Source organism: Microvirga terrae (assembly GCF_013307435.2).
Lineage (GTDB): Bacteria > Pseudomonadota > Alphaproteobacteria > Rhizobiales > Beijerinckiaceae > Microvirga > Microvirga terrae.
Map to the genome: position 1 here is coordinate 4,409,344 of NZ_CP102845.1, position 13,349 is coordinate 4,422,692.

The following is a 13,349-nucleotide window of genomic DNA, read 5'->3' on the forward strand; positions in this document are numbered from 1 at the left end:
CCGCAGATGTCATGACGACGTGCTTGATCCCCAGATGACGGCAGGGAAGGCGTCCTCGGCATTGGATGCCTGACGTATCGCCGTCATCATGCTCCCATCGCGCGGGCGGCACATCACGCGGGCCGGCGCATTCAGCGGCTCTCCAGGATGCGGGAAGAACCTACGATGGTTTCATGGGAAGCGCGAGACGACCTTAGCTTTGGATTTCAGTTGGGCTTTCCTTGCGAACTCCAATCCAGCCCCGTCGCAGCTGATCCAAGTTGACAGCAATGGCACCCGCGGCGGCCATCACAGCTAAGGCGGCCCAGGTGAATGCGTAGACGAGATGGTTGTTCGAGAAGGCGATGACCGTCAAACCTGCGACAGGTAGGCCAGCGTCACCCGGCGAGCGTTCGGCATCGATGAAATAGGGCGCAACGTCACCCAACCCACGCGCGGCAGCGATCGCGGCCACGTCACGTGAGAACCAGCGGTCGGATCGAGGGTCGTTCATGCGCAGGAAACCGCCCCGTGGCTCTGACATGCGCAGGAGACCGACCACCGTGGCGGGCTTTGGGCCCGGCCGCCACGAAGTCGGCTCGCGCCCTGACGCGGGAACGAAGCCGCGGTTGACGAGGATCGTCGTTCCATCATCTCGGGCCAAGGGGGTGACGACCCAATACCCGCCACCCAAGGCGGTCACGGCCTGGACAAACGTTGAGCGATCCTCAAGCCAGTCACCCGTTGCAAACACGCGACGATATTCGTCCGTAGCAGATCTCACGTCAGACCAGCGTCCTGGTCCTGGCGCTGGAATCGGGGCTGCGTGGACGCGTGCCTCCACACGTTCGATCAGGTCAAGCTTGTAGGCGCGGCGATGGACTTGCCAGGCGGCGAGCGCGACGAGCAAGGCCACGAAAAGCAGCGCAGCGACATCGAAGGCGACCAACATCGCGATTCGCTTGCCCGTCAGGGCCGTTGCAGCGCCTCGTGGGGCGACATCGGCATCATGTTCTGGTCCATGTGGTACATAACCCATATCGAGCCAACCAGCGTGATGACGACAAGAATGAGGGTGAACAACAGGGCCAGAAAGGTCCAGCCGCCCTCCGACTTCGTGTTCATATGCAGGAAATAGATCATATGGACAACGATCTGCGCCGCAGCCAGCACTATGATGATGATGCTGGTCGTGCGTGTGTCGCCCAGCACATCACCCATTACGAGCCAGAACGGAATGGCCGTGAGGATGAGCGACAGGATGAAACCCGTCATGTAGCTTCTGAACGTACCCTGCGCGCCATGGGAGTGATGCTCCCCGTGCACCTCGCTTTGGCCCTGCGACTGTCGGGTGGTTCCGGGTTCGGCAACCTGGCTCATCGCATGACCCCCATCAAATAAACGAAGGTGAACACGCCGATCCAGACCACATCGAGGAAGTGCCAGAACATGGAGAGGCACATGAGCCGGCGCTGATTCTCCAGGATCAGTCCGCGTTGCCGCACCTGGACCATAAGCGTAATGAGCCAAAGGATGCCGAATGTGACATGCAGTCCGTGTGTTCCCACCAGAGCGAAGAACGAGGAAAGAAAGGCACTGCGCTGGGGCGTCGCGCCCTCGCCGATCAAATGCGAGAACTCATAAAGCTCGATCCCGACAAAGGCTGCTCCGAACAGACCCGTGACCCCCAACCAGGCAAGGGTCGGTCTGATCCGGTCCCTGTCCATCTCCAACATGGCAAAGCCGTAGGTGATCGACGACAGAAGCAACAGACTCGTATTGACGGCAACGAGCCGCAGGTCGAACAGGTCGGCTCCCGACGGTCCCGCTGCGTAGTTGCGGCCGAGTACGCCATAGGTGGCGAACAGAACTGCGAAAATGAGGCTGTCGCCCATCAGGTAGATCCAGAAGCCGAACAGCGTGCCTCCATCGCCGTGGGCGTGCTCCTCCTGCTCGTAGAAGACGGGCGCCGTAGCGCCAGGTGGGGGAGTCGTCTCGTGCATCGGCTCAAACCCCTCCTGCGGGCTGGGCCAGCCTCTGGCCCTCAATTCGGACAACCTCCTCGGTCGGAATGTAGTAATCACGGTTGTAATTGAACGTGTGGGCGATAGCCGTCGCGATGATACCAACAAACGAAAGAGCGGCCAGCCACCAGATATACCAGACCAAGGCGAAGCCCAGTATGGTGCTCAACCCGGCCAGGATGACGCCTGTACCCGTATTCTTGGGCATGTGGATCGGCCTGAACCCTTCCAAAGGATGGTCGTAGCCGCGCCGTTTCATGTCCCACCATGCATCAAGATCATGGACCACCGGGGTGAAGGCGAAGTTGTAGGGCGGCGGCGGCGAAGTCGTCGACCATTCAAGGGTCCGTCCGCCCCAAGGGTCGCCCGTGACGTCGCGCAGCTTCTCACGCCGAACATAGCTGATGAAGAGTTGGAACACGAAGGCCGCGATTCCCGCCATGATGATGAAAACGCCGATCGCAGCGATCGTCAGGTAAGGCTGGACGGCTGGATCTTCGAAGTGCTGTGTCCGCCGCGTCACGCCCATGAGCCCCAGGATGTAGATCGGCGTGAACGTGATCCAGAAGCCAACCAGCCAGCACCAGAACGACACCTTTCCCCAGAATGGGTCGAGCTTGTAGCCGAACGCCTTCGGGAACCAATACTGGACGCCTGCGAGCAGGCCGAACACGACGCCCCCGATAATGACGTTATGAAAGTGAGCCACCAGGAACAGGCTGTTGTGCAGGACGAAATCGGCGGGCGGCACAGCCAGCAAAACCCCGGTCAGGCCACCGATCACGAAGGTCGGGATGAAGCCTATGACCCAGATGAACGGCGTCTCGAACCGGATCTTGCCGCGGTACATGGTGAAGAGCCAGTTGAACACCTTCGCTCCCGTCGGGATCGAGATGATCATCGTCGTGATGCCGAAGAACGCGTTGACGTTGGCGCCGGCTCCCATGGTGAAGAAGTGGTGCAGCCAAACAAGCCATGACACGAGCGCGATTACCATCGTGGCGTAGACCATCGACGTGTAGCCGAACAACCGTTTGCTGCAAAAGGTCGAGACAACCTCGGAATAGATCCCGAAGGCAGGTAGGATAAGGACGTACACCTCCGGATGACCCCATATCCAGATGAGGTTCATGTACAGCATCGAGTTGCCGCCGAAATCGTTCGTGAAGAAACGCGTCCCCACGTAACGGTCGAGCGCGAGGAGAACCAAGGTCGCGGTCAAAACCGGAAAGATCGTAACGATGATGGCGTTGCTGGCCAGCGTCGTCCAGGTGAAGACCGGCAGCTTCATCATCGTCATGCCCGGAGCGCGCATTTTCACGATGGTTGCGATCAGATTGATTCCCGACAACGTGGTGCCGACGCCCGCGATCTGAAGACCCCAGATATAGTAATCGACTCCGACGCCGGGACTGTAGGCGGCGCCTGACAGCGGGGGATAGGCAAGCCAGGTGGCTCGAGAGAACTCCCCCACGAACAGGGACATCATCGTGAGAACGGCCCCTCCCGCCGTCATCCAAAAGCTGAAATTGTTGAGAAACGGAAAGGCCACATCACGCGCGCCGATCTGCAACGGCATGATATAGTTCATGACGCCGGTCACGAAGGGCATCGCCATGAAAAAGATCATGATTGAACCGTGGGCCGTGAAGACTTGATCATAATGGTGCGGCGGTAGGTATCCCTCCGACGCGCCAACAGACAAGGCCTTCTGCGTGATCATCATGACGGCGTCGGCGAAGCCGCGCAGCAGCATCACGATGGCCAGGATGACGTACATGATGCCGATCTTCTTGTGGTCGACGCTCGTGAACCATTCCCGCCAGAGATAGCCCCACTGACCATACCACGTGATCGCGCCGACGAGCCCCAGGCCGCCCAAGGCGACGACGATGAAGGTCCCGACCAGAATCGGCTCGTGGTAGGGAATGGCTTCGAGCGAAAGGCGTCCGAAGAGCAATTGGCTGAGATCTGAGTTCGAGAACATGCGGAGGCCCGTCCGGATCAGTGCTGGTGGGGTTCGGCAGGTCGAGGGTTCAGTTGGGACGGTGCAGGGCCGCTGCCTGCACCGGGCGGGGTGGTACCCTGCCCCTGGTCGTTCGGCCCTTCGCCGGGTTGATCGCGCGGCATCACGCCCTGGGGCTCCTCGAGACTCCTGGGCGGGCGACCGGAGGCGGGGAATGTCGCGCCAGACGGTTCGGTGCCGCTTTCGAGGCGGCGGCCGTCGTAGTCCAGCCGCTTGCGGTTCTCCTCGCTTTCATCGGCAGCCCCGCCCGTCCTGTCGATGTGATGCATCTCGTGCACGCACATTTGGCCTGGCGCGACGCACAGGCCGAGGATGGCATCGAAGAGTCCCTCCTCCACCGCGCCGAATTGGCGAACCGGTTCCTGCTCGCTCGGCTTCTCAAGCTTGAGGTAGGCCTCACGGTTCAAGGGCGTCCCGGCCGACTTGGCCTTGGCCACCCACTCATCAAAGCCCTGCGGCGACAGACTTCGGAAACCGAAGTTCATGCGTGAGAAGCCCGATCCGCTGTACATCCCCGAGATGCCGGCGAACTCCCCCTGCTGGTTCATCACGGCATGCAGCTTCGTCTCCATCGCCGGCATGGCGTAGATCATGCCGGCGAGAGCAGGAACGTAGAACGTGTTCCAGACGGAAGAGGACGTGATCCGGAAGGAGATCGGCGCGTTCACGGGGGCGGCCATCTCGTTCACGCTCGCGACACCGTACTCGGGATAGATGAACAGCCATTTCCAGTCGAGTGCGACGACCTCCACCGTCAGGGGCTTCACGTCGGCAGGCACCGGCTTGTCGGGCGCAATCCGGCCAAGTGGCCTGTAGGGGTCGAGCGTGTGCGTGCTGATCCAGGTCATGGCGCCGAGCGCGATGATGATGAGCAGAGGGATTGTCCAGATAATCACTTCGAGCTGGGTCGAATGGTGAAAGTCCGGATCATAGGTCGCGTCATTGTTCGAGGCGCGGTAGCGCCATGCGAAAATGAACGTGAGCGCGATCACCGGCAGGATGACGAGGAGCATGAGCGCGGTGGATGCAATGATGAGGTTGCGCTGCTGAACCGCGATATCACCGGAAGGGTTCATGACGACCAGATTGCAGCCGGCGAGAAGCCCTGCGACGGCGATCAGAACCAGACCGTGGAGAGATCTGCGCCGCCAGCACGTGCGCGGGCGATGTGGCGAGGGCGGTTGAGTGGGAGATTTGGCCAGGGCAGTCACTCCATGATTCCCCGCAGAACCGTGCCACGAGACGCGTTCCAGGGGACCCCGTGCATCGGCTGCCGCATGCTTCAGACCTGCCGGATTTCCGAGCGCGACAGGCTCAGTGCCACAAGCGTCGTGACGGCCCCTGACAGCAAGTACAGGCCGACGCAAGCAAGTCCGTATCGGGCCGACAGGAACAGGACGATCAGCGGCGCAAAGCCCGCGCCGAGCAACCAGGCGAGGTCATTGGTGAGGGCAGCGCCGGTATAACGGTATCGCTGCGCGAGCTGCGACGTCACTGCGCCGGATGATTGTCCATACGACAGGCCAAGCAGCGCAAAGCCGGCATTGACGTAGATCGTCTGGCCGATTGCATTCTCCTCGACGATCAACGGAGCGATGGTGCTGCAAACTGCGAAGACGGCAATGAGGCCGGCGGAGATCAGGAGGAGCCTTCGGCGTCCGATTTGGTCGGCGATGAGACCCGAAGCCACGACCGCGACCGCGCAGATGAAGGCACCGGAGCATTGAACCATCAGGAACTCTCCAGCGGAACGCTGGGTAAACAGGGTGATCCAACTGATAGGAAAGACAGTCACGAGATGGAAGAGAGCGAAGCTCGCCAGCGGGATCAGCGCCCCGACCAGGAGAACGCCCGAGTGGTTCCGGATCAGCGGCAGGATCGGCGATGGTTCGAGCCGTCGGCGTTCGAGCAGGCGAGAAAACTCTTCAGTCGCGACGAGCCGCAAGCGTGAGAACAAGGCCACGACGTTGATGGCGAAGGCACAGAAGAACGGATAGCGCCAGCCCCAATCCAGAAAATCGGCCTCTGACAGGTTAAGCAGAAAGAAGGCGAACAGCACGCTGGCGACCATGAATCCGAGTGGTGCACCCAATTGCGGAATGGCGGCGTAAAAGCCTCGACGCTCGACGGGCGCGTTGAGGGCGAGAAGCGACGCAAGCCCGTCCCACGCACCGCCCAGGGCGAGGCCCTGGCCGATCCTCAGAACGCCGAGAAGATACAAGGACCATGCGCCGATCTGAGCGTATCCGGGCAGGAAGGAGATCGCCATGGTGGAGAAGCCGAGCAAAAACAGCGCGATGGTCAGCTTGACGCCCCGACCGTGACGGCGGTCGATCGCCGTGAAGATAATCGAACCAACCGGCCGGGCGACAAAGGCCAATGAGAACATGGCAAACGAATAAAGCGTTGCCGTCACCGGTTCCGCGAACGGGAAGAACACCTTTGGGAACACCACCACGGAGGCAATGGCAAAGACAAAGAAGTCGAAATACTCTGCGGCGCGACCGATGATCACCCCGATGGCGATTTCGCTTGGCGCAACCTTGTGATCGGTGGATACCAAGCGGGCATCGCGCTCAAGGGGCGTGGAGGAAGAATGAGACCCTTGAACCTGATCCATCGTCATCTGGGTAATAGCCTCCAGTGAGAATAGTTCAGCCCAGTCGGTAGATCTGGTTCAGACCTCCAGAGGTCTGTCTTCCCGCTACGCGATCCGAGGCTCTGTCGACACAATCGAGGTTAGAGTTAACCGCAAATTTTAGGGCTGAAGACTGGTTCAGCAACCAGCATCGCCAAGCATTTTCACGTGCGGCATCGGATTTCGTCGCGTTGGCGGCGGGCGGACGCAAAAGCATCGCCGTCCGGGACGACGATTGTTACTTAATTACAATGTTTCATGATGTGAGTCGGGGTCGTTTCTCTGTCTGTGCCGTTGTGAGTTCCTCGACAGAACAGCAACAGCCAGTAGCGTCGAGGCAATCGAACGGCGGGTGTTCGAGAGCATCGACTCCCCTCTCGAATTTCTCATGAACCCAGAATAAAAACGATATCTAGTTATATATTGCTTCCCTCTATAATTCCCGCTTGTAATCATCTGCCACGGATCATCGATGATGTCTGCGAAATCGCCGAACCGTGTCGACCGACACATCGGGATGAAAATCCGACTCCAGCGATGCGTCATCGGCCTCAGCCCGGAACGACTCGGCAAGCGCCTCGGCATCACGTGCCAGAAACTTCGGAAATATGAGAATGGCCAAGACCGTGTCGGCGCCGGGCGGCTGCAGGACATCGCCCATGCTCTTGGCGTAACCGCCTCGTATCTTCTCGAAGGGCAGACGCACTCCGCCCTGTCGGCAGAGAATAGAACGGCCGTCCAGCGGTTCCTTGAGACGCAAGAAGGCATGGAACTTGCTTCCGCTTTCGTCAAGATCGAGAACCCGGCGCTACGCCGGGTTCTTTTGGACCTCATCAAAGCAGCGATTTCCGACAAGGGTTCTCAAACTTGACCTGGAGACTTCTTGTAGCTTCGCGACGCTTCTCCCGGTTCGTCTCCCCAGCCGATTTCCTTTGGCAAATCGAGAACAGCTTCTATCACTACATTGGCACTTTCATCAGTGATCCAAGAGTGAAGCGGGCGCGGCAGAAGGGACATCGCAGGCGCATGGCGTGCGTGATGTGATCAAGCAGCATGCGCCGAACGGCCGGTAAGCTGGGTTGTGGCGGTGGCCCGCCAGCCTTTCTTTTTTCCCCCTGTGGCGGCCTGCAGCCGCAGATGCTGCAAGAACAAATACGCGATCAGGGTCAGCAAGGCATGCCGGTGCAACCCGCGCCACGAGCGGCCCTCGAAGTGATCCAGCCCGAGCTCTTCCTTGAGCTGCTGGTGCGCCTGCTCGCACACCCAGCGCGCCTTGATCAGGGCCGCCAGCTGCTTCAGGGCTGTGTCCGGCGGAAGGTTGGATAGGTAGTACTTGCGCTCGCCCGACGAGCGATGCTCGCCCACGAGCCACACTTCGTCACCCGGCAGATGCTGATTGGCCTGCCCGTGCAGACGAACCGCAGGCCCATCGGCGACCCGCACGCGCACGGCCGCGAACTTCGCCTTCAGCGGGCCTTTGGTGCCGCGTCGCCACGTGATCCGACGCCAGGAGGCCTGCGCCAGCATGGCTTCAGCCGTCACCGCCTCCTGATCCGGGATCTGTCGCGTGCGGGAGCGGCCACGGGAGGGCGGACTTGGGATCATCTGCACATCCGCCGCATACACCTTCTGGATCCGCACGGTGCCCACGGCCCAGAGCAGCCCGAGTGCCGAGAGCGCCTGGCGGAAGGGCCCGCTGATGCCATAGCCGGCATCCGCCAGCACGGCTCCGAAGCTGACGCCCGCTTGCATGACCTGCTGGAGTTCCGCCAGCGCGATCTCGGGCTTCGAGCGCTGCGTCCAGAACGCCTCGGGCACGCCGGCGTGGTGCAGGCGCGCGGGATCCTGGATCCAGGTGTCAGGCAGGAACAGCCGCAGCACGATCGGGACCGGCACCTCGCCCTTGGCGAGGGTGAGCGAGACCAGGCACTGACAATTCGCGTTCTTGCCCACCACTCCGGCATATTGCGAGGTGACGCCCACGGAATGGGAGCCCTTCTTGAGCAGCGCCGTGTCGTCGATCACCAGGATGGCCTCAGGTCCGCCGACCAGCCGGTTGGCCTGGGCCAGCAGTTCGGCTTCGAGCGGCGCCTCGTCCCACGGGCCCACGGCCACGAAGTGATGCAGTTGATCATAGTCAGCCGGCGCCACCCGCGCCGCCATCGGCTGCAGGCTCTTGCGTTCGCCGGGACCGATCAGGCCAGCGACATAGAGCGGGCACATGCGCCGCCGAGCCGGATGATGAAGAGGAGTGAGGAAAGGTTCAAGCCAGGACTGGAGTTCATGCTCCCACGCCACTGAGGTGCTCATGACAACCTCCTGCGGATGATCCTTCAGGGAAGACGTCGGCAGGCCTCGCGGGGTTCCTCATGCCTGCCAAAGTAGTGCTATTGCCTCTTCCAATCCAGGCACAGCCCGCAATTGCTCCGCACTGAACTTCTGCGCGATGTCGATCCCGTGCGCCCAGAATTGCAGGATCATCATTTCATCATCCGGGGTCAGTAAATCTCTCGACTTTTTCATGGCTTAGCTCGCGAGGCGATGGACCGGCTTCTCCGGCTCAGCAAGAACGCGCTGTCGGTCGCCTCGCATTTCCTGGAGGCGAGCCAAAGTCCTGCGATCGAACGAGGCGGTGACGGCCACAACATCCTCACCCCCTACCTGTTGGGGGAGGCCAAGCGGCATGACGCGGAAGTGGAGTTGCACCAAGCGCAGCAACCAGAGGGGATTCATCTGGATGATAATCGTCTCGACACCGCTCTCTAAACCCCATTCTACAATTCCGGAGAGCAGCGTGTTGGCGACGGGACTCAGGGTACGTCCGCGCTCACGATGCGCCGGCTCGACGCAGTACCGTGTCCATTCCCAGATATGTTCGCCAATGGGCAAAACATCCTCACACAAATGTGGGAGCACATCGGAGAGCAGATGAGGCCGCGTGGACGGCAGCATGCGCTGATACCCCAGGACCTTTCCGCCGTCGATGTAAAGCATGTGGATCGCGTGCTCATTGTCGAACTGATCGATCTCCCGACCATCCGGCTTTGCGAGATCCATCCATTTCTTCTCCTCGACGAAAACGCGATGGCGCAGGCGATAAGCCTGCTCCATCAATTCCTCATAGAGGTGGTGATTGTCAGGGGATACAATATGGATCATAGGCTCCTCCGTGGATGGCGATATCTAATCACCACCGATGAGGCGCATAAGTACGCGTTCGCGTACCCTCTATTTGATGAGGCCGAGGCGTATACCTTCCGCTACGGCATGTGCGCGTGTACGCGTTCGGAGCTTCTCGCGGGCAGACCGCATATGCTTGTCAACCCCATGCTCCGAGATCCCCATGCGTTCGCCGATCTCCCACTCGGTTTCGCCCTCGGCTGCCCACTGCAGAGCTTCACGCTCCCTTGGTGTCAGCCTGACCCCGCCACGCTGGTCCGTCTCGCGCAGCAGGATCGAGCGTCCCAGCGAATACGTAGCCAAGAGTGTCAACACCCCTCTATCCTCCGGCCCGAGTTCCAGCCGCTCTCCGGCGATCGATAGTGCGGCGATCTCGCCATCCAATGTTGTGACGGGAACGGTGAACCCCTGTCGAAGCCGGAACTCCCCAGCTTCCTCCATGACACGGCGTCCCGCCGCATCTTCGCGATACAAGGGCTTGAGCTCACTCCACAGAAACGGTGCACTGCTTCGTCTCACAGTACGTATGGCCGGGTCCTGTACGATGTAGCCTTGAGAGAAGTAGCGACGGCTCCACTCGATCGGCCAATGGTCGAGGATGATGCTTGAGATCTGGTGCTGACGACTTGCTCCAGGAGTAGGAATGACACCTGCTAGCACGTGTTCGGCTCCAAACTGCCGGACGGACTTCAGCAGAATTCCACAGACCTCGGCTGGTGCTCTCGCGCGGTCGAGGCTGCGGATGGCTTCTATTGTTCTCTGGAACGCTCTGGATGACATACGATTTTGCCCCCAGATCAGAATGTTATGACGTCATTCAACCGTCAACGTTACCAATCTGATACCAGATGCTCTCCGGCTCTCGCGACGGGCGAGACACAGGCTTCGCAGGAGCTTGCCCCATTAGGCTCCTGCTCCCGGTCACGAACCCTGTCCGAAAGTGCAGTTTCTTTAACGCTCCAGCTTTGCAATACTTGCCTGAGGAAACGCCCAGATCCTCTGTTCACAGGCGTTCCGACCAAAATGACTGAAGGAAAACCTTCGGCATATGGGGGAAATCATGAAGAACGCGGCCGATGCGCCCGGCGTCGTTGATCCATACGCAACGCTTGAGAAAATCCTCAAGGTGATTGGTCGATCCTGGTTGAGCGAAGAGTGGCGACTTGAAGACATTCGCCTCCTTGCTCAGGAGGCCATCACAAAACGGGGCAAGAGGGAGGGCGCGAAGGCCGCCCGGGCCGCTGCCCCATCCCTTGAGCCACAGATTCGCTTCGAACCGGGCATCCATCGAACCTCGGTCAAAAGGGGCAACCGGCTTCCCTCGTAGCCTCCTGCAAGCGGAGACCGGTGTTGTCTCAGGGAATCCTCATGACCCGCCTGAGGACACCGGCCTGGAACTCAGAGGCAGCATGGTACGGACAATCCATGCGGCATGTTGTCGAAAGAGCGAACAGCCACACACATCTGCTTTCGGAAATTCCGAGGACCGCTTATAGCTCGTGGAGCGATTTATTCGCGCGAGATCAAACCAGTAAAAACAATCTCGTCGGGGCTCGGATCAGGCAATCACAATGATATTCTATAACAAATTCGTCTGGGATGGGCTCCCTCGGCAAGCTTAAGTCTTTCGGAAGGGACTTACGGCATCCTGCAAACACCAGCCTGCTTTCCGTTCGCCGGCCGGTTTCCGTGCGAATACTCGCCTTATCCGTTTCTGCTCTATTCGTTTGAAGAACCATGCCTGCTGTCGAAACATACAATTCAACGGGAAATGCTTACATCGATGCTGTTCTCGGTACGATGAAATGGGTACCAGGCAATCTGACTTATAGCTTCCCCGCAACGGCCGCCTCGTATGGATCGTCCTACGGCGGCGGCGAAACCGCGAAAGGCTTTGGCGCGTTCAACGATGCCCAGCAGGCCATCACGCGCTCGGCATTGAATCTCTATGCGGCAGTCAGCAGTCTGACCTTCCAGGAGCAGAGTGGAGCCAGCACATCCTCTGCCGATCTGCGATTTGCACAATCGGACTTGCCCAGCACGGCATGGGCCTATTTTCCGACAACCGATGCAACAGGCGGCGATGTCTGGCTCAATAATTCCAGCCGTAGCTACGCGAGTCCGGCGATGGGGAACTATGCCTATCTTACGATCATGCATGAGATCGGGCATGCCCTTGGGCTTGAGCATTCGCATGAGGGCAACATGCCCCAAGATCGCGACAGCCTGGAATACACCGTGATGAGCTACCGCTCCTATGCGGGCGCATCGACCAGCACGGGCTATACCAACGAGACCTGGGGTTATCCCCAGTCCCTCATGATGTACGACATCGCCGCAATCCAGCACATGTATGGTGCGAATTACGGGTTGAACGGTGGCGATACGACCTATGCCTGGAGCCCCACGACTGGCGAGATGTTCATCAATGGCATCGGACAGGGCCTCCCCGGCGGCAACCAGATCCTGCTGACCGTCTGGGATGGCGGCGGGATCGATACATACAGCTTCACCAACTACACCACCGGTCTCTCCATCGATCTCGAGCCTGGAGCCTGGACGATAACCGCCCAGGAGCAACGCGCAAAGTTGTATTGGGACGGCTCGAAACTCGCTGCCGGCAATATCGCCAATGCGCTCCTTTATCAGGGCAACGAGCGCTCTCTTATTGAGAACGCCTCCGGTGGTTCCGCAAGCGATGTAATCAAGGGCAACATGGCCAGCAACACGCTGCAGGGCAATGGTGGCGACGACACGCTCTACGGCCAGAACAACAACGACGTTCTGATTGGCGGAAGCGGCAGCGACCTGCTCAACGGCGGGATCGGATCAGACACGGCGAGCTACATCACAGCGAAGGCAGCCGTGACGGCTGATCTCCAGTCCTCCTCGGGCAATCGAGGCGATGCCGCCGGCGACACCTACGAGAGCATCGAGCACCTTACCGGCAGTGCTTACAACGACATGCTCTATGGCAATGGTGCTTCCAATGTCATTCATGGAGAAAGCGGCAAGGATACCCTTTTCGGGCGCAGCGGCAATGATACACTCGATGGTGGATCAGGCAGCGACAAGCTCTATGGACAGAGCGGCAAGGACCTGCTCATCGGAGGAAGCGGCGCAGACGTCTTCGTTTTCCAGACGTTGAGCGATTCTCGTAAATCCACTGTGGATACGATCACCGATTTCCGCCGCGGCTCCGACCATATCGACCTTCGCGGAATCGACGCCAACACCAAGGTTGCAGGCAACCAGGCCTTCAGCTTCATTGGCAAGACTGCATTCCATGGGAAGGCGGGAGAACTGCGCTTTGCCGATGGCATCGTATCGGGCGACGTGAACGGCGACAGGTCCGCGGACTTCAAGATCAAGGTCGCAGACTTGACCGCGCTGTCGAAGAACGACTTCTATCTGTGATCAGATTTTTGTGATCTCTCGGTCGGGCAGACCGGGGTTGCCTGCTGGCGAGGGATGGTGCGAGGACAGACTCTTCGGAGCCGAA

The 13,349-nt window shown here is 59.8% G+C and carries 13 protein-coding genes; 3 read left to right on the forward strand and 10 right to left on the reverse strand.

Annotation, left to right across the window (positions count from 1 at the left end; all coding sequences use genetic code 11):
- Nucleotides 1-193: 193 nt before the first annotated feature.
- The 6 genes from HPT29_RS20745 to HPT29_RS20770 form a co-directional block, all read right to left on the reverse strand.
- Nucleotides 194-931, reverse strand: a complete 738-nt coding sequence (locus tag HPT29_RS20745) for an SURF1 family protein (RefSeq protein WP_173945742.1) — start codon at nucleotides 929-931, stop codon at nucleotides 194-196.
- A gap of 17 nt (nucleotides 932-948) precedes the next feature.
- The gene (gene cyoD, locus HPT29_RS20750; RefSeq protein ID WP_173945741.1) at nucleotides 949-1,359 is read right to left on the reverse strand and encodes a cytochrome o ubiquinol oxidase subunit IV; all 411 of its coding nucleotides are present in this window, start codon (nucleotides 1,357-1,359) and stop codon (nucleotides 949-951) included.
- Nucleotides 1,356-1,982, reverse strand: coding sequence for a cytochrome o ubiquinol oxidase subunit III (cyoC, locus tag HPT29_RS20755; protein ID WP_173945740.1), 627 nt, complete (start codon nucleotides 1,980-1,982; stop codon nucleotides 1,356-1,358). Before cyoC ends, cyoD begins: the two co-directional genes overlap by 4 nt.
- A 4-nt stretch (nucleotides 1,983-1,986) precedes the next feature.
- Nucleotides 1,987-3,990, reverse strand: a complete 2,004-nt coding sequence (gene cyoB, locus HPT29_RS20760; protein ID WP_173945739.1) for a cytochrome o ubiquinol oxidase subunit I — start codon at nucleotides 3,988-3,990, stop codon at nucleotides 1,987-1,989.
- Nucleotides 3,991-4,007: 17 nt separating this feature from the next.
- Nucleotides 4,008-5,105 (reverse strand): ubiquinol oxidase subunit II, encoded by a 1,098-nt coding sequence (cyoA, locus tag HPT29_RS20765; RefSeq protein ID WP_432807265.1) that lies wholly within the window; start codon nucleotides 5,103-5,105, stop codon nucleotides 4,008-4,010.
- A gap of 206 nt (nucleotides 5,106-5,311) precedes the next feature.
- Nucleotides 5,312-6,655 carry an MFS transporter gene (locus tag HPT29_RS20770; protein ID WP_173945738.1) on the reverse strand — a complete coding sequence of 448 codons (1,344 nt, stop codon included), beginning with the start codon at nucleotides 6,653-6,655 and terminating at the stop codon, nucleotides 5,312-5,314.
- Nucleotides 6,656-7,139: 484 nt separating this feature from the next.
- On the opposite strand from HPT29_RS20770, the gene HPT29_RS20775 reads away from it, so the two are divergent.
- A complete protein-coding gene (locus HPT29_RS20775; protein ID WP_173945737.1) occupies nucleotides 7,140-7,538 on the forward strand; it encodes a helix-turn-helix domain-containing protein in 399 nt (132 codons plus the stop codon).
- A gap of 173 nt (nucleotides 7,539-7,711) precedes the next feature.
- On the opposite strand, the gene HPT29_RS20780 is transcribed toward HPT29_RS20775, so the two are convergent.
- The 4 genes from HPT29_RS20780 to HPT29_RS20795 all read right to left on the reverse strand — a co-directional run bounded on the left by HPT29_RS20780 (nucleotide 7,712) and on the right by HPT29_RS20795 (nucleotide 10,507).
- A complete protein-coding gene (locus HPT29_RS20780) occupies nucleotides 7,712-8,977 on the reverse strand; it encodes an IS701 family transposase (protein WP_173944988.1) in 1,266 nt (421 codons plus the stop codon).
- Between the two features lie 57 nt (nucleotides 8,978-9,034).
- Nucleotides 9,035-9,190: a hypothetical protein gene (locus tag HPT29_RS20785; protein ID WP_173947139.1), complete on the reverse strand. Its 156-nt coding sequence runs from the start codon at nucleotides 9,188-9,190 to the stop codon at nucleotides 9,035-9,037.
- A 3-nt stretch (nucleotides 9,191-9,193) separates the two neighbouring features.
- Nucleotides 9,194-9,826 (reverse strand): acyl-homoserine-lactone synthase, encoded by a 633-nt coding sequence (locus HPT29_RS20790; RefSeq protein WP_173947138.1) that lies wholly within the window; start codon nucleotides 9,824-9,826, stop codon nucleotides 9,194-9,196.
- A 69-nt stretch (nucleotides 9,827-9,895) separates the two neighbouring features.
- A complete protein-coding gene (locus tag HPT29_RS20795) occupies nucleotides 9,896-10,507 on the reverse strand; it encodes a LuxR family transcriptional regulator (protein WP_259060225.1) in 612 nt (203 codons plus the stop codon).
- 400 nt (nucleotides 10,508-10,907) lie between these two features.
- On the opposite strand from HPT29_RS20795, the gene HPT29_RS20800 reads away from it, so the two are divergent.
- Together HPT29_RS20800 and HPT29_RS20805 are read left to right on the forward strand one after the other, a co-directional pair.
- Nucleotides 10,908-11,174, forward strand: a complete 267-nt coding sequence (locus tag HPT29_RS20800) for a hypothetical protein (RefSeq protein WP_173947136.1) — start codon at nucleotides 10,908-10,910, stop codon at nucleotides 11,172-11,174.
- 410 nt (nucleotides 11,175-11,584) lie between these two features.
- Nucleotides 11,585-13,264: a M10 family metallopeptidase C-terminal domain-containing protein gene (locus HPT29_RS20805; protein ID WP_173947135.1), complete on the forward strand. Its 1,680-nt coding sequence runs from the start codon at nucleotides 11,585-11,587 to the stop codon at nucleotides 13,262-13,264.
- Nucleotides 13,265-13,349 lie beyond the last annotated feature (85 nt).